This window comes from Anaerobiospirillum sp. NML120449 (genome assembly GCF_023051105.1).
Classification (GTDB): domain Bacteria; phylum Pseudomonadota; class Gammaproteobacteria; order Enterobacterales; family Succinivibrionaceae; genus Anaerobiospirillum.
Genome location: NZ_JALKIL010000011.1, coordinates 44,454 through 61,986, shown reverse-complemented (window position 1 = coordinate 61,986; position 17,533 = coordinate 44,454). Strand labels below are relative to the sequence as shown.

Annotated in this window: 9 protein-coding genes; 4 read left to right on the top strand and 5 right to left on the bottom strand. The window is 48.7% G+C overall.

Annotation, left to right across the window (positions count from 1 at the left end; translation table 11 throughout):
* Positions 1-640: 640 nt before the first annotated feature.
* Positions 641-2,056 carry a pyruvate kinase PykF gene (gene pykF, locus MXE41_RS04995; protein ID WP_281503463.1) on the top strand — a complete coding sequence of 472 codons (1,416 nt, stop codon included), beginning with the start codon at positions 641-643 and terminating at the stop codon, positions 2,054-2,056.
* Between the two features lie 237 nt (positions 2,057-2,293).
* Here pykF and fliS read toward each other — a convergent pair whose 3' ends face one another.
* The 5 genes from fliS to MXE41_RS04970 form a co-directional block, all read right to left on the bottom strand.
* A complete protein-coding gene (gene fliS, locus MXE41_RS04990) occupies positions 2,294-2,773 on the bottom strand; it encodes a flagellar export chaperone FliS (protein WP_246978137.1) in 480 nt (159 codons plus the stop codon).
* 463 nt (positions 2,774-3,236) lie between these two features.
* Complete coding sequence (locus MXE41_RS04985) at positions 3,237-3,848, bottom strand: flagellar protein FlaG (RefSeq protein ID WP_246978136.1); 612 nt, start codon at positions 3,846-3,848, stop codon at positions 3,237-3,239.
* Positions 3,849-5,219: 1,371 nt separating this feature from the next.
* Positions 5,220-6,476, bottom strand: a complete 1,257-nt coding sequence (flgL, locus tag MXE41_RS04980) for a flagellar hook-associated protein FlgL (protein ID WP_247099577.1) — start codon at positions 6,474-6,476, stop codon at positions 5,220-5,222.
* A gap of 13 nt (positions 6,477-6,489) precedes the next feature.
* Entirely contained in the window at positions 6,490-8,556 is a 2,067-nt protein-coding gene (flgK, locus tag MXE41_RS04975; protein WP_247099576.1) for a flagellar hook-associated protein FlgK, read from the bottom strand.
* A gap of 66 nt (positions 8,557-8,622) precedes the next feature.
* On the bottom strand, positions 8,623-9,708 hold the full coding sequence (locus MXE41_RS04970) for a glucosaminidase domain-containing protein (RefSeq protein ID WP_247099575.1): 1,086 nt from the start codon (positions 9,706-9,708) through the stop codon (positions 8,623-8,625).
* 2,372 nt (positions 9,709-12,080) lie between these two features.
* On the opposite strand from MXE41_RS04970, the gene MXE41_RS04965 reads away from it, so the two are divergent.
* The 3 genes from MXE41_RS04965 (at position 12,081) to pseC (ending at position 17,338) form a co-directional block, all read left to right on the top strand.
* On the top strand, positions 12,081-13,637 hold the full coding sequence (locus MXE41_RS04965) for a sigma-54 dependent transcriptional regulator (RefSeq protein ID WP_246978131.1): 1,557 nt from the start codon (positions 12,081-12,083) through the stop codon (positions 13,635-13,637).
* A 791-nt stretch (positions 13,638-14,428) separates the two neighbouring features.
* On the top strand, positions 14,429-15,460 hold the full coding sequence (gene pseB / locus MXE41_RS04960; RefSeq protein ID WP_247099573.1) for a UDP-N-acetylglucosamine 4,6-dehydratase (inverting): 1,032 nt from the start codon (positions 14,429-14,431) through the stop codon (positions 15,458-15,460).
* Positions 15,461-16,183: 723 nt separating this feature from the next.
* Positions 16,184-17,338, top strand: a complete 1,155-nt coding sequence (gene pseC, locus MXE41_RS04955) for a UDP-4-amino-4,6-dideoxy-N-acetyl-beta-L-altrosamine transaminase (RefSeq protein ID WP_247099572.1) — start codon at positions 16,184-16,186, stop codon at positions 17,336-17,338.
* The last annotated feature ends 195 nt before the right edge of the window (positions 17,339-17,533 follow it).

Here is a 17,533-nt window from a genome sequence, read left to right as displayed (position 1 = left end):
GGAAGCCGTCATATATCAATGAGAATCACTGTTATCTAAAGGGCATATACAGGCGGTTTATGTGTTTATGCAAATTTTGCATTATGTTGCAGTTTTGTTGCATTATTTTGCTGAAATGTTGCAAAAAGCCTGCGTACGGCCCAGGAGGGATGCCCAGTGCTTTGTCCAGACATACATATAGCTGTAAATGTAAGTTTTCTTCCAGGGGCTTTGCTGCTGTCCCGCATGGCAAATAGCGCAGTACTGTTTTGACCTTGGATACAAGTGCCTTATTTATGCGGTTTTAAAACTATCATTTCAATGGCATTAACACCATAGCCTGATCTTATGAAACAAAGGCACCGGCAAATGCAACAGACTGCAAAACAATGAAAATATGTGTCATTTATCGCCTCAATTTAGAGCAATTTATAAAACCCCCTTAATAATATGGCCTTTTATGGTGCTTTTTATGGGCTGTTTGAGGGGCAAAATGAGTCAGACCTCACGCTTATTCTATTTGTTTAAAAAAATTGATAAAAATCGCTGTTTTTTTATCAATTTACCCTTGATTTTACGTTATTTTTAAATGCCTTTTGATATAATCAGCGCGCTAAAAATTCAGTTAGAAAGAACAACCGTCACGAGGTATTTGTAAGTGCTGAAGAAAACCAAAATGGTTTGCACCATTGGCCCTAAGTCCGAAAATCGCGAAGTCATGGAAACCTTATTAAACGCTGGCATGAACGTCATGCGTTTAAACTTCTCCCACGGTGACTTCGAGGAACATGGTGGTCGTATCACCAATTTAGAGGCCATCATGAAGGATACCGGCAAGATCTTCGCCGTCCTTCTTGATACCCGTGGTCCTGAGATCCGTACCTGCTCCCTGGAAAATGGCCAGGACATCCAGCTGGTAACCGGTCAGAAGATTACCATCACCACCGACAGCTCCGTTGTAGGCAACCGTGAAATTATCAGCGTTACCTACCCAGATCTGGCCCGCGACCTCAACGAGGGCGACATCGTACTGCTCGACGACGGCTTAATTGCCTTAAAGGTTTTAAGCACCACTGATACTGAAGTATCCTGTGAGGTTTTAAACAATGGCCACCTGGGTGAGAAGAAGGGCGTTAACCTGCCTAACACCCACATCTCCATGCCATTCTTATCTGAGCACGACAAGAATGACCTGCTGTTCGGTATCAAGCGTGATGTTGACTACGTAGCCGCCTCCTTTACCCGTAACCGTCAGGACGTTATGGATATTCGTAACTTCCTCAACGAGAACGGCGGCCAGAAGATCAAGATTATTGCCAAGATCGAGAACCAGGAAGGCATCGATAACTTTGAGGACATCCTCAGCGTTGCTGACGCCATCATGGTTGCCCGTGGCGACCTTGGCGTAGAGATCCCTGCTCAGGAAGTTATCTTCCACCAGAAGCACATCATCAAGCGCTGCAACGAGATCGGCAAGCCAGTTATTACTGCTACCCAGATGCTGGACTCCATGATCAAGAACCCACGTCCTACCCGTGCAGAGGCCGGTGACGTTGCCAATGCAATTCTTGACGGTACCGACGCTGTAATGCTCTCAGGTGAGTCTGCCAAGGGCAAGTACCCATTAGAGGCAGTCTCCACCATGGCTACCATCTGCCGTCGTGCTGACCGTGAAGTTCATGCCGCTATTAATCCTCCACGCTACAAGTCCAAGCTTCCTAATGTAACCGACGCTGTAAGTCTGGCTGCTGTTGAGGCTGCTGAGACCCTGGGCACCCAGCTTATCGTAGTAGCCACCGAGAGCGGCTTTGCTCCACGTGCTATCCGCAAGTACTTCCCAACCTCTTTCATTCTGGCTCTGACCCCAAACATGAAGACAGCCCGTCAGCTCTGTCTGGTTCGTGGTGTTATTCCTACTGTTGTTGACCGTATCCAGTCTACTGACGAGTTCTTTGAGCTGGGCAAGAAGCTCGCCGTTGAAAGTGGTCTGGCCAAGAAGGGCGACAAGATCCTGATGGTGTCCGGTGCTCTGGTTCCTTCTGGTACCACCAACACCTTATCTGTTCACGAGATCTAATCCGTTTAGGAGAGCATTCTCCTGTAACTAATTGAATCTCAAAAAAAAGCCGGGCGAAATGCCCGGCTTTTTTTTATCTCTTAAAGTCAGAAGAGGCTTGCTGCTTATCACAAAATGCATAACTGCTTATGCAGTACGCCGCTTGTGAAATTCAAATCGCTTCATGTCAGGTTTTAGAACGCATTAACAAAAAAAGGCCCCCTTGCGAGAGCCCATTTTCAAACACTGAGTCTGTAATTATGACTCGTAAGCAAAGCCCTTACGGTTGCGCTCACGCTGAGCAGCATCGAACTCTTCGTGCTTCTTGGTGATGGCAATGTTCTGCTCATCCTGAATCTCTACTGGAATCTGATCCCATGCTTCCTTAATAGGAGTAATCAGCTTGATAACCTCATCAATTGGCTCAATAGAGTTGGTTGCATTAGCATCATTAAGACGAATCTTCATGTAGTCATAAAGACCGATGATACGGGCACCTAGCTCTTCATCGTAGCTTGGATCTACTGCACCCTGAAGACCGTTGATAATACCCATGGCCTTACTGATGAAGTCAGCCTTCTTGGCCAGATCTCCAGTCTCAATGTATCCCTTTGCCTGGCTCAGGCGCTCAATCAGACCTTCAAACAGCATCTGAGTAACACGGTAAGGGGTAGCAACGAGGAGTTCAGCTTCAAGCTTGGTACGATTGTAAGCCTTAAGGTTACGTCCGTAGGCCATGTAAATCTCCTTTAATATGAGGCAACGTATACTATGAGAACGCTTTATAAATCAGGTGCCGGCTCCTTTAGCCCGGTCCACTATATATTCTGCTGACAGACAGCAGCGGGCCCGGCAATCAGTCCTGAAAGCTGTAACTCATAGACTTGGAATTCTGTGTAATTTACTGCATGCCCCACACATAATATGGAGCTGATCAGATTTTTATCAGGACAATATAGCACAGTACTTTATAAGCAAGCACACAACCACGAATTTTTGTTGGCAGACCTGCCATTTGACGGGAATTACCGTCAGGTCGTGATTATCATCTGTGCTGTGTATATAACGGCCCAAAAGCCAAAAGCTTAAACGTTGCGGGATAAATAAAGAGGCCTTATCACCAAAATGATAAGGCCTTCATTGTTGTTCACACCCGGAAGAGAACTTCCGGAGAAATCCTGTTAAGGTAATTTTGCCTGTATCAGGCCATGGCATCGAACATCGCTCCACGCAGATTCTCATTCACATTGGCTGTCTCTACGCCCTTGGCCTTAATGGCAGGATCAACGACCATTTCATCATGAGCCAGTCTCTGCTCATACTCTCTGATGGCAGCTGCGATACGAAGGAATTCCTCAGACGGAATCTGACGAATAATCTCGTTGGATACGGAGTCAATTACATTGATAATGCGGGCATTCTCAAAGTCCTTGGCAGTATCAAAACGTAAGGCAAGCTTTCTCTGATTGAGAGCAGCGATTACTTCCTTGGCCTTTTCGTAAGACTCTTCGAGCTTACGCTCTTTTTCTGCCTCACGTGCGAGCTGACGCTCCTCACGCATGGCTGCAAGGTATGGATTCTCCTGAACAAGGGAAGCATCCTGAATGGAGGCATTTGAGGCAAATGAATCCTGCTGCCAGACATTCTTACGGCGAAGGTTGTAGGCAACAGTATGGTAAGCGCGATCCGAGGCAGAGACGCCTGACTCAACTGCAGATGAAGCTGATCTGAAGGCATTTAATAATGGGGAAGAACCCTTGCCCCTGATAACAACAGGATCTCTGACTGCTTTTACTACACTTGAAAAATCCATGGCTAGTCCTCTTTCCTACTGAGGGAACAGTACACTGATATCATTACAAGCAAAAGCCTGTGTGCTCAAGAATCAGTACCTGTCCTTCTTATCTTGCTAACGTCATTTGCTCTATGGCCTAACTGGTGCCATATGGCTAGTCGTTATATCTTCAGAAGGCTGTGACAAATCAGCGTACCAGGATGTAACAGGTGCCGCCATGAATTTTCCAGCCAGTCTGCTCAAGTTGGATGGAGTTAACTGAATTATGAGCTCGTCCTGAACTCCACGAACTTAGGGAAATGGAGAACAGGTGTTCAGAAAAGACCTGATGAATGGGGGTACAGCATACAGTTCACAACAGAGAATGAACTGAATGAGTGATCTCCCCAGTTTTGCGCCATGGAAAGTCGATATCAGAACTGGAACTTCGCAAGGACAGTCCAGCAGGCTCATTTCTCACCGCTGTCTTCAGTAAATCTGAAGGATAAAAAACCACTAAATGAGCGATCGAAAGGTCCACAACATTGCACAGGACACTTTTCTGATTACTACTACTTATAACGGTTTTTTAGCAGAATTATTGAAAAATATCTGCCTGAATATCTTTTTCTTACAACACAGATCACAAATTGTGCTCTGCTGGCAGCTGTCAGACAAAGGCCCGTGAATCATAAACATTTCACGAGGCCTATGCATACAGGCCTTCCACTACTGGTTCCAATTGTAGAACCATACACAGGACTAAATCAAACTTACTGATATGTCAGTAAGTGCTGACGCACAAAATTGCGCCAACGTTATTAAAATACACATCTATTTCACTTGATGTATGTGGCGAACAGTCAGTTGAAACAGATCAACAGCAACAAAGATGTCTCTTCAACGGCATATCTGCCGCGACTGCTTTTACCCGTAAAAATAAGGGCAAACCATCCCCTCGGGGGAGAAGGCTTAATACTGCACCTTAGATTAAAACTACACCACCAGGTGCAGTGAAGCACGCTAACCTTAATATCGGGTGTTCTTAAACCGTGTGATTTGTGCAATTGCACATTGCCACATTTGCTGGCCTTTAAGCTGATATATCAGCCAAAACAAGGCACGCAGTGTCAGGAAGAAAATTGTGCCTTTGGGGGACAATTTATTGTCATGCTGTCGCATTTCCCTGCCACATATACATGTATAGGCAAGGACTGGACCAGGATCAGCAACACACCCGGAAAATTTGCACACCGGCTGAAATTTTTCTGCATTTTAGCCTATTATCCCCATAATCAGCAGCTGCGCACCAAAAAATAAAGGCGAACCGAAGTTCGCCTTTACTTTAATTATGCTGAAATCTTTTTCAAATCGACAGCCTGACGCGGATGTTACCGGGTCACTGCACTCTTACATGAAGTCGAAGAGAGTTGCAGAGTGAACGATGTTGTAGGACTGCTGAGCAACCTGCAGAGCGTTCTGGGTAACGAGGAGGTCAGAAACAGCCTGGAAAGCATCAATTTCGCTTACGTTGGCATTGGCCTCAGTCTTGATGTCGTGTAAGGACTCATTGGACTTGATGATGTCATCAATGTTGGCACCACGGGCACCAACCAGACCACGGTAGGTATCTACCTGCTTCTTGGCGATGCTGATGTTCTCCTGCATCTTGACCAGCTGACGGGTTACATCTGCTTTAGCGTCAGGATTCTGATCAAGAGGAGTGTTCAGAGCCTCGATAACACTAGATAGCTGGTTCAGGATGTTATCAGACTGCGGGTCCTGGAGAGTGATATTGATAGTATCACCTTGAGCAGGGATCTGACCGCCTGGGATTTCAAACTCCATACCCTGAACCTGAATCTTGCCTTCCTTAATCTCACCCTCGTCAATGGTCTGGCCATTTTGATCTGTAAGACGGAACTTATTATCTGCAAGCACTTCAATCTTTAATGCGTTGTTACCGTTAGCCTGGCCGCCGGTGCCAGAGTCATAGTACTTATTATAAAGTGCATTAAACTGGTCGTAGTCGCTGATTGAGGCCTTGTAGTCGTTCTTTGCAGCACCGTTTGCATCAGTTGCAGCGAAAGTAAAATCATTAGCCAGATTTACGTTCTCGAAAATGTTCAGACCACTGTCAGTTACCTGAACCTGTAAGGTTGGAGAAACGTTTACGTTCTTGGAAGAACCGTCAGCCTGGCAGATGTACTTGCCGTCAGAGGTAAGACGGAAAGTAGGAATGCTGCTCTGAGCGCCGGAGAAGATGTACTCACCCTCGGCATTCTTGGTGTTCATGGTATTGAACAGCTGAGCCTGCATCTGCTTGATGTCTTCAGCCAGAGCTGCACGGGAGCCGTCATCGAGGGTGCCGTTAATGGCCTGAATCAGACGGGTCTGAATGCTGGACATGGTGTCATAGATCTGACCCAGAGCAGTTTCTTCCTGAGCCAGAGAGTCAGCAACAATCTTTGAGTTCAGACCGTACTGTTTGTAAGCAGCGATGTCGGCCTGATACTTCATGCTGGCGGACATACCGCCAGGGTTTTCACCGGCAGTCTGGAACAGCTTACCAGTGTTGTAACGCTGAGAGGCCAGATCTACCTTGGAGTTTGCGGACTGTAAATAACCAAGATGGTTGTTATACTGCATTGCTGTTGAAACGCGCATGATAATCTCCTAATTAGATGGCGCTCATTAAGGCGTCAAAAATTGTCTGAGAGGCGTTAATAATTCTTGCACAGGCGCTGTAAGACTGCTGGAAGCGAATCAGGTTAGCAGCTTCCTCGTCGAGGTTTACACCTGCAGTTGAGGCAAACAGATTCTGGCTCTGTTCACACTTGGCCTTGGCAGCAGCCAGGTCAGTGGTAGCTGACATAACAGCAGAACCAATCTCTGCAGTCAGGTTAGCGTAGTCCTCAGTGAAAGAAACCTTGATGTTCTCGGCACCGTATACCAGATTTTCCTGCTTCAATGCAGCCATCAGATTACCGTTGGTGTTGTCGTTCTTACCATCGGTGTTAATCTCGATGTCAAAGCTGGATCCGTTATCAACAGTACCGGTAAAGTTAACATCGTAATGTGGATAGCCGTCAGGAGTATTGGGGTCATTCCACGTAGTATTTGCAAAGATATTCTTACCGTTGCAATCTGCTGGGGCAGTACCAAGCTTTGTCAGCTGACCTGCGTTATCCTTGTGGTAGACAACATACTCAAGCTGTCCCTGAGCGTTCTTTTCAACCTGAACATAGTTTGGTGCATTGTTGGTAAAAGCTGGCTTACCGGTTGTTGGATCGATGTAAATACCAAACTCTTTGTCGGTAGCAGCAGTACCAGTCTGAGTAACACCAACTAATGATGGAGTTGCATTACCACTATGCTTGTTGCCGTTTACACGGATTGCTGATGAGAATGCAAAATCTTCTGGCTTGGTAATGTTGCACTTGATGTCAAAAGCTGAATTAATGGTTGGCTGAGCAGTAAATCTGACATCAGTGTTTTGCATTGCCTGCTGAGTAGCATTGAAGCTTAATGTGATGCCATGACCTTCAACCTTGAGCTGCATATTGCCGTTAGCATCTTGTCCAATCTTTACATCAGCCTCAGGAACCATGGTCTCCTTACCGTTTGCATCTACAGTGTAGACACGAGGGACCATATTACCGCCATCATCCTCGAAGCGTACTAAGTAATCATCGCTACGAATGTCTGAGCCTTCACCAGGATTGAAGGATACAGTCATGGCAAATCTGCCGTCGGTAGAAGTACCCTTAACATCAGGAATGGTAATTACATCCTTACCGGCTACATTGCCAAGGGTAATACCGCCCTTGTTCTGGGTGTTCATGGCATCGGCGAAGGCAAGGGCACTCTGACCAAGCTCACGCATGGCCTGACGCATCTCATCGGATGCAGCAAGCAGACCGCCTAACTTGCCACCCCAGGCATCATGACCGAGGTCTACCTTGCTCTTGGATGGGGTCTCAAAAATCAGGCTGATTTCACGGCGGGTCTGGTCACCAGTCTTCTGGTTAACTGCCAGAGTACCGTAGGTATCACCATTAACAAGCAGCTGGCCATTGCCAAGGTACAGGCTCCAGGAACCATCACTCTCAGTAGTTACATTTACGTCTACGAACTCGGAGAGCTGGTTGACCATCTGGTCACGCTTGTCCAGCAGCTGAAGACCTACATCGCTCTTGGTAACGCTCTGACCAAGGTTGCGGATGCTGCGGTTTACTTCGTACAGACCCTTAACGAGATCGTTGATGTTGGAAGCGGCATCATCAATCTTGTTGTTGATGTCGGTCAGCTCATTCTTGATGTTGTAGTTAAGAGTATTGTAGCGGTCAGTTAAAGTCTGGAACTGAGACAGCAGCTCTTGACGGCTGGCCAGAGAGGTGGCGTTCTGAGCAGCCTTTTCCATAGAAGCGAACAGAGAATCAAGCTTGTGGGTAATGGAAGTATCCTTGCTGGATAAAAGCTTGTCTACAGTGCCCAGACCAGAGGAGTAGGCGTCGTAGAAACCGACGTTACCCTGGTCACGGAACATCTCACGCTGAACGTACTTGTCGTAAAGTCTGCGAGTTACAGTGCTGCCTACACCCCACTCAATGGCGCTGGTATAAACAACTGTTTCCTGGCGGGTATAGCCCTCAGTATTAACATTGGTGATGTTATTAGAGGTGGTGCCTAAAAGCTTCTGGTTGGTAAGAACACCAAACTTACCGGTCTGTAACAAATCGAGCATAACCTTACTTCCTACAACTTAGCGTCTGTTCACGCTGCTGAAATTTTCTCTTCGATAATCTCTATGCTATTTGTATGCCATAAATGCGATCTGGCGTGAAATGTTCTTCAGCTTGGCCGCATAATCAGGGTCGGTAGCATAACCGGCGTTCTGGATTTCATCGAAATAGGTGTCCGGATCGAAGCTCTTTCCAGCAGCCTTGGAGTAACGCTCATTGCCGGTAATCAGCGATACATAATCTTTCATGCTTTCGAGCACAGATGGATATGCTCTGAAGCGGGAATTTCTGGTAACCATGGCACCATTTTCAAACTCAGGAGAATCGAGATTCTCTGTCATACCGGTCCATGACTTGCCGGCCTTGATGCCGTAGTAGTTGTTACCCTTTGGAACATGTTTACCCCAGCCGGTTTCCAGTGCAGCCTGTGCTACCAGTACCAGTGGATTCATGCCCAGACCTTCAACAGCCTTGACTGCGTATGGCATCATCTTGTCCACAAAGTCCTCTGGGGAGTCGAATTTGCGCATCTCGCTTGCGTCAGGCAGTGAGGCATAAAGTTCGTTCAGGCTGCTGATGGTGGCTGCGCCTTTCTTGTTTACGGCGTCATCAAGCAGCTTGGATGGGCGCTGTCTCTGAAGCACGGCAACAATATTGTCGTTCTTAGACAGCTCAAAGAATTTAGGGGAACCGCCATTGAGCTCACCTGCCTTACCTGTAGATACAGCGGCCTCTGGGTCATAAGGACGTCCCTCGAGCTCGGCCATCAAGGCCTTGCCTTCGTCACCCAGGGTGCGGGCAAACTGCTTGGTGATGAGATAAGAGATGGAGCTCTTGCTGATAGAGCCAATGCCGGTGCTGTTGCCCTGTACCATGGAGCCAACCTGCTGCTGAGCCAGCATGTCATCAAAGAAGCCTGAGTACTTACTCTTTAATGGAGAGTCTGGATTCAGGGCATCATTGGTTGAACGCATACCGTCTACCCAGTACTGCATTAACAGGGACTCAAACTGCTGAGCAGCCATATACAGTGCCTGGGCCTTTTCCTTATTGGAGCCATTGCCCAGGGCTCGCAGCTTGTCCAGACCTCGGGTATCAGCCAGTAAGCCAAGATCGGACTTAGCCTTTTGCATATGTTGTGAAGTTAAATCCATAACAGCACCTACAAAACAGCGGTAGATCCAGCGCCACCCTGCTCATGCGGTCATCCCGACCAGCACCCTTTATAGAGGGCAGCTCCCAAAACTTCAGTCAGAGCATTCTGACCAAGTTCAGTTAAACCTGTAAAAGCCTTGCTGGCTGCGGCAAAAACTGTTGAACCTGCAGCCCTGCAGTCGTGACGAATGCGCGCCAAATTAGTGACTGCACCAATGGCTTTTTTATGTCTTGGTGCAAGCCCTGTGCCACGCACCTTAAACCGCATATACATCAGCTTTATAAGCACTTTTTCTTACTTCTGACACTCCCTTTCACCCCTCGTCGATCTCCTGCCATCCACCTCATTTTTCGCCTGGCCAGACCCGGCTGTTCCCAGCAATTGTCAGATCAAACTTGCCCAACAAACCAGCACCAAAGTCAACCTGGCAATACCCGGCAACCAGGGTATTAACTCCATGATTTTTTCATTGACCAGTACCTTGATTAATCACGATTTGATCCTGGAGCGACCCGGCGCATGCAGCAAAACCAAAACAGTTACTCACACATACAGCTATGCACGCATGTATTTAGACGAGGCGTCTCTCATCACTTGAGCTTTTTGAAAGTTGCCCCAGGTATGCGCAGATCTTTGGTATGTAGAAGAAACACTGCGCTATCGATTAAGGAAAGATTGAAGTAGCAAGACAGTAGAGCAAATGTAAAGTGAAGCAGGTTAGTAGTACTGCTCTGACAGAGGTCACTATGACGAAAGGACATGGACACAAAGTGAGCTTCTACTGTGCATATGTAGTCGCTGATCTTTCTGCTCAGTGGTGTTGATGCACTGAAGTGATCAGGAATAGGGCTGGAATGGGGGTGTTAACGCATGGTAGTAAAGCGCTGTTTTGCGCTTTGTAGAGTGTCTCTGGCTGGCTTTTTGTGGCAGAGGGGTGGGTGGTGTCAAGATATGTGGCCGGGGTGGCACAGCATGGTAAAAACTGTGTCAGATGGCATGTTTATGCCGTTTATGCCATGGTGGCAGGATGGTACTTTTGGTTAGCTGTATGCAGGGATTTATGCCACTTTTCGGGACTTTTTGCTTGCCGCAGGTTGCCGCTTCAAGGTAAGTCTTTTCTCGTTTTATGAGCTATATACAATCTGTTGATCCACAGAGGTGCATTATTCAGTGTGTTTGTAAACTGGCTTATTTGCACATAAATAATGCGTTTTGTGATCTGTGTCGCATGTATTTTTGTTCAATAGTGGTGCCTGTTTGAGTGATGCTTAACATAACTATGAGGCCTTGCCAGCTTCGTCCCTAGATATACAATTTTCTGACACTGCAAGGTCACAAATGCGATAGTTACGGTGTAAATGACTTTATTTACGTGTCGAAAGCATGACTGCAACTAGATAAACACAGTGCCCGTTATGGTCTTTGCCGAACATTATATTTTTTGACAGTCCGTCAAAAAATTGCCTAATCTGGCTAAAAAAGGCGTATCATTAGCACTGGAAAAATACACAGCGCTTTTGGGCTGCATGCTGCATTGCAGCACCATGCAGGACCTTAACTGAGCCTTAATGATTTACAAGACCTTTAAGGAATTACCTGCACTTTACTGTGCCTGAAAATGCTGTTTCTGACGTACTGTCAGAATGTACTGACTCTTTCAGGTAATGCCCTGATGTTCAGACATATTCCATCAGATGCCAACTTGTCCTTGCCAGGAAGTGCACGCAGTTCCCAGTATTCATGCAGACCTCTGTTCAGGATGCATATGATTTTGATTACTTAAACTGCATGGGCTCACAGCCCGCCTGACATAAGGAGAAAGCCGGCCCGTGCCCCCAGGCACGCAAGCGCCATGTCATCCTGACTGTACTGTCCTGCTCCGACCATGACATAAGGAGCCCCGCAAGGGGTTCTGCTGTCACGTCTGCAGGCCCTGCCAGTTAATGTCCTGTCGCTTATCTGCCGCTTTTCATGCTCTGTATCCAATGCCCGCACCGGTCCTCCTAAGTTCGGCCAGGTGAATGAGGGCGAAACTCAACTGTTTTTAATAATCACTCCGATGGGTCTTTGCCAGGCACAGCCAGGTAGAACAAGGAGTGTACAGCTTTTTGAGTTTTGCAGGGCTCACTATGCCTGCATAAACACGTACCCAGCAGAGAAAGTCGGCATTCTGCCAGAACACTTTCTGAATCGGCACGATTCAGTCAGCATGTTCTTCGGTATATCAATGCGCTTACTAACACGCTGAATTTCAGCACTCTAATACTTGGCTTACAGGCCGGTTAACCCATGTCCCGCATTAGCTCACGGCAAATCGGGCATAACCACTCTCTCTTCACGGGTTAATCTGACCATTTTTAAGGCGGGATTATGCAGTTTTCTGGAAACGTTCTGGTCATTGAGCACGATCAAGACAAACGCCAGGCCCTTGAAACCATCTTTACCTTCCTGGGTGCGGCTACACAGACAGGCGAGGTAGAGGATTGTCTTTCCTATCTTGACTCCTCTTCCGATCAGATTGATGCCTGTATCCTCGGAGACCTTGAGGGCAAGGACACTATTGCCAAGGTTCTTCCAAAGTACCCTCGTACTGCATTCATTATCTGCGACGACGAGTTCATTCCTTCCGGTAAGGAGGATGCCAACTACATTGGCCGTCTGTCCAAGGAACCTGCCTACGACGAGCTGGTACAGCTGCTCCACTACAGTCAGTCTTTCAAGACCATGAGCCGCCTGTCTGGCCGCTCTGACGGCAAGCGTGGCGCTCTTATCAAGCGTCTCGTAGGCCGTGGCGATGCCATCTGTCTGGTACGCCGTCTGATTGAGCAGGTAGCACCTACTGATGCCAACGTACTGATTCTTGGTGAGTCCGGTACTGGTAAGGAAGTGGTTGCCCGCGCCATTCACGATCTCTCCAACCGTTCCAAGAAGCCATTCGTACCTGTTAACTGCGGCGCCATTCCAGGCGAACTGCTCGAGTCCGAACTGTTCGGTCACGAAAAGGGTGCGTTTACCGGCGCTTTTGCCTCCCGTGAAGGCCGTTTTGAGCTTGCTGAGGGCGGTACCCTGTTCCTGGACGAAATTGGCGACATGCCATTCCAGATGCAGGTAAAGCTGCTGCGTGTTCTTCAGGAGCGCAAGTTCACTCGCGTAGGTTCCAACAAGCTTATCAACGCCAATGTGCGTGTGATTGCTGCTACCCACCAGAATCTTGAGACCATGGTGGCCGAGAACCGTTTCCGTGAGGACCTTTTCTACCGTCTCAACGTATTCCCAATCGAGACTCCTCCATTACGTGAGCGCTCTGACGACATCCCTATCCTGATTCAGGAACTGGTAAACCGTCATGGCAAGGATCAGCACACCACTATCCGCTTTACCCAGCGTGCCATGCTGACCCTGATGCAAAACGAGTGGAAGGGTAACGTGCGTGAGCTTTCCAACCTTGTTGAGCGACTGCTTATTCTCCACCCTAACGAGGTAGTCGATACCTCTGATCTGCCAGCCAAATACCGAGGCGATGCTACTCCGGATGATCCGCTTGCAGAGCGCGAGGCACTGCTCGAAGCCTTCACCACTACTGAAGACTTTGAGACTGTGGACGAAAACTTCGATATGGACTTTGACGAGACTCTGGTATCAGGCGATCCTGATGCTTTTGGTAATAACCAGAGCCGTCAGAAGCGCGCCGAGCTGCCTGATCTGCCTGTTATCCGTGATGAGGACGACATGGCACAGGCCTTTATCCCACGTCTGAGCTCCGAAGGCGTCAACCTCAAGAATATGATTACTGAGATTGAGATCTCCATGATTAAGCAGGCTCTTGAGCAGACCAACAGCGTAGTTGCCAAGGCTGCTGAAACCCTTGGTCTGCGCCGTACCACTCTCATCGAAAAGATGAAGAAATACGGACTGACAGCTCAGTAACTCAAGCCTTTTTCAGCCCCACCTCTTCTGGCGGGGCTTTTCCATTATTTCCACACTGTTACACACCATCAGTTTTCAGCCCGGCTTGCCATTACATGTCATGGCCATGGCGTGCCTTGCTATGCCGCTCCTGGCCTTGCCATGCCTTGCCCTGCACAGCAGCTCGTGCAGCCAGCTATGCAGTAATGCGTGCAGGCACTCACTGTCATGTCATTTCATGACAGGTCAACGCTCTTACTGAGCTGGGCTGCGCAGGGCATGATGTGCGCGAACGCTGGCAAGTACGACCGGTAAGGGCATTGTGCCCATGGTCAGCAAAGAAACAGCCTGCAAAGTGTCAAGCAGGCCCAGTACGGCTGAAAAATGATTAAAGTGCTGCGATAATACGTCCGTGGCAGACCATATAAGATCAGCCCTGAACTGCAGTACTTAATACAGCCAGACCAGGACCTGGACATACCTGGTCATTCCCGGTGCCACTTAGGCACTTATCAGGTCGTCACGGACTGTAACCTGATTATTTCAGGACTGCTTCCTGACGACTTCACAGCACTTGCCATTGCAGTTGCCATGGCTGGTGCCTGATAACAGGCCAGGGCAGCATGTTGCGTGTACCCAGTAGCTGAAATGACAGCACACCAGATTTTTTCTATTTTTGTCCCAGGGCTAAAGCAAGCTGCTGACCGTACGTTCTTTATGGACAGGCCGGCATGATTAAGCCTATTGATGCCAGATGACGGCTGCTCAGGGCTTCCCTGTGCCTGCAGGCATAACTTTCAGGTAGAAGAACGATGTTAGACATTGAATCCAAGATTACTGAGTTTCTCAGAGACAAGACCATTTTAGTTACCGGCGGTACCGGTTCTTTCGGCAAGAAGTTTATCAAGACTGTTCTCGACCGCTACCCTGTAAAGAAAGTGATCGTTTACTCACGTGATGAGCTCAAGCAGTTTGAAATGCAGCAGACTTTCAAGGATGAGTCCCGTCTGCGTTTCTTCATCGGTGATGTACGTGACAAGGAGCGTCTGTACCTTGCATTCAATGGCGTAGACATCGTCATTCACGCCGCTGCCATCAAGCAGGTTCCAGCTGCCGAATACAATCCAATGGAATGTATTAAGACCAACATCAACGGCGCTGAGAACATCATCGAAGCTGCTCTGTACACCCGTGTACAGCGCGTTATTGCCCTGTCTACTGACAAGGCTGCTAACCCTATCAATCTCTATGGCGCTACCAAGCTGTGCTCTGACAAGATTTTCGTAGCCGGTAACAACATGGTAGGCGACCGCGACCTGCGCTTTGCCGTAGTACGTTACGGTAACGTAGCCGGTTCCCGTGGCTCAGTAGTTCCTTTCTTCAGAAACCTCATCGCCAATGGCGCTACCGAGCTGCCTATTACCGATGCTGAGATGACCCGTTTCTGGATCACCCTGGAGCAGGGCGTACAGTTCGTGCTGACCAACCTGGTTCGCATGCACGGTGGTGAAGTATTCGTTCCTAAGATTCCATCCATCCGTATTGTGGATCTGGCCACTGCCATGGCTCCAAATCTTCCTCAGAAGATCATTGGTATCCGTCCTGGTGAGAAGATTCACGAGGTTATGTGCCCACGTGATGACTACCAGCACACTGTTGAGTTCGACAACTTCTTCATCATCAAGCCATCTATTATTTTCTCCAACCTGAAGAAGAACGACTTTTCTGTCACCGCACTGGGTGAGCAGGGTAAGGAAGTTTCTCAGTACTTTGAGTACAACTCTCACAATAACCCACACTATCTGACTATTGATGAGCTGATTGAGCTCAACAAGCATGTCTGATTTTAGCTTTTAGCTACTAACGGGGTCAGCGCTGGTCGTTGACCCCTTTGTTTTTTTTGAGGCAGGTAAAAACCCGCATTTTCAGCGTCCGATGCCATCGCCCCAGGTCCCATGGCCTGTGGCTCAGGGGCTGGCAGACCAGCCCTGGAACATGAGCCTGGACGGCATGAACGCCTTGCCATATGCTGGTATCTGCCGTGTCAAAAGGCAGAGCTGCGGGGCTGTGGGGCAAATTACTTGTCATGCAGGCTCAAGTAGCCTGCCATCTGCCCGTTAATTAAACAGGACCACAGTGCGCCAGAAATGAGCATATGCCTGTTACTGCATATGACATATTCCTGCTGCGCAAGAGCCCTGAGGCTCGTGTCCTGACAGTATTGTTCCAAGGCATACTGATGCGCCCTGGCATTCAGACGATCAGGGTCACTCATATGCCCCACGGTCATTCAGACAGTGCCAGGCATACTGATGCCATGATCATTCAAATGCCCAGGTCACTCATATGCCCCACGGGCATTCAGACAGTGCCAGGCATACTGATGCCATGATCATTCAAATGCCCAGGTCACTCATATGCCCCACGGGCATTCAGACATTGCCTGGCACTCATATGCTGCCGGGCATGCTGATGACAAAGGTGCATACTGAGCACAGGCAGGCCCTTTGAGCGCCTGCGGCACATCACAGGACATAAGGTCATATCTGTTTTTAAGGATGTAATGCATGATTCCATACAGCACCCAGTGTATTGATGAAGAGGATATCAGAGCCGTTGAGCAGGTGCTGCGCTCTGACTTTTTAACCTGCGGCCCACGTGTTGCCGAGTTTGAAGACTGCCTGTGCAGCTATACCGAGGCCAATTTTGCCATTGCCACCTCCAATGCTACTGCAGCTCTTCACCTGTGCATGATGGCCATGGATGTAGGTGCTGACGATGAAGTATGGGTAAGTGCCATCAGCTTTGTTGCCTCTGCCAACTGCGCCCGCTACTGCGGTGCCACAGTGCGCTTTATTGATGTCGATGCCCACACTGGCAATCTGGACGTCAACTGCCTTGAGTCCATGCTCATTGATGCCCGCAAGAACAACAAAAAGCTGCCAAAGGCTGTGGTTGCTGTGCATCTGTCCGGCCGTCCATGTGACATGGCTGCCCTGGGCAGACTGCGTGATGAATACGGCTTCTTCCTGGTTGAAGATGCTTCACATGCTCTTGGTGCCACCTACGAAGGCGTTCAGACAGGCAAGACCGTCTACTCTGACGTAGCTGTATTCTCCTTCCATCCGGTCAAGATCATCACCACAGCCGAAGGTGGTGCCTGCCTTACCGACAATGAAAAGCTGGCCTCCCGCATTCGCCTGCTGCACTCCCACGGCATTACTCATGACACTGCTCTGATGACCTTGCGTGACATGCCAGCCTGGTATTACGAGCAGATTGATCTTGGCTACAACTACCGTATGTCCGACCTGCAGGCTGCCCTGGGCATCTCCCAGATGAGCCGTCTTGACTCCTTTATTTCCCGCCGCCGACAGCTGGCCCGTGACTATGTGGATATTCTCGATCAGAGCATCATCAGGCTTCCTGCAGCTGACAAGGAAGGCTTTGAGAGCTCCTGGCATCTGTACCAGATCCAGGTGGAGCACCGTGACCATATCTACAACACCTTAAGACAGAAGGGTGTAGGTGCTCAGATTCACTATATCCCTATCTACCGTCACCCTTACTATCAGAAGCAGCCTTACAACCAGCATCTTGAGGGTGCCGAGTTCTTCTACAGTCACACTCTGACCATTCCGCTTCATCCAAAGATCAACCGCGTTGATCAGTCCATGGTGGCATCCATCATTGCCTCAGCCCTGGACAAGATTTCCGGCTGACCTTAAAAGTCAGCAGTCCAGTCTGTCAGCAGCAGCCCTGTATGTCCGCGCCATCCCCTGCGGCACAGACAGAGCCATGTAACGCCGTGGCAGGGCCATGGCGGTACCAGGCTCAGGCGATACCTGCCAGGCTCAGGCGGCTCCAGACTCTGGCGGTACAGGCTCCTGGCCTGTTTACGATTAACTGTTTTGTCA

Excerpts from the sequence above, each read along its gene's own strand:
- fliS (WP_246978137.1), bottom strand. The coding sequence starts at position 2,773 with ATGGCCTACGGACGTAACCTTAAGGCTTACAATCGTACCAAGCTTGAA.
- MXE41_RS04985 (WP_246978136.1), bottom strand. The coding sequence starts at position 3,848 with ATGGATTTTTCAAGTGTAGTAAAAGCAGTCAGAGATCCTGTTGTTATC.
- flgL (WP_247099577.1), bottom strand. The coding sequence starts at position 6,476 with ATGCGCGTTTCAACAGCAATGCAGTATAACAACCATCTTGGTTATTTA.
- flgK (WP_247099576.1), bottom strand. The coding sequence starts at position 8,556 with ATGCTCGATTTGTTACAGACCGGTAAGTTTGGTGTTCTTACCAACCAG.
- MXE41_RS04970 (WP_247099575.1), bottom strand. The coding sequence starts at position 9,708 with ATGGATTTAACTTCACAACATATGCAAAAGGCTAAGTCCGATCTTGGC.
- MXE41_RS04965 (WP_246978131.1), top strand. The coding sequence starts at position 12,081 with ATGCAGTTTTCTGGAAACGTTCTGGTCATTGAGCACGATCAAGACAAA.
- pseB (WP_247099573.1), top strand. The coding sequence starts at position 14,429 with ATGTTAGACATTGAATCCAAGATTACTGAGTTTCTCAGAGACAAGACC.
- pseC (WP_247099572.1), top strand. The coding sequence starts at position 16,184 with ATGATTCCATACAGCACCCAGTGTATTGATGAAGAGGATATCAGAGCC.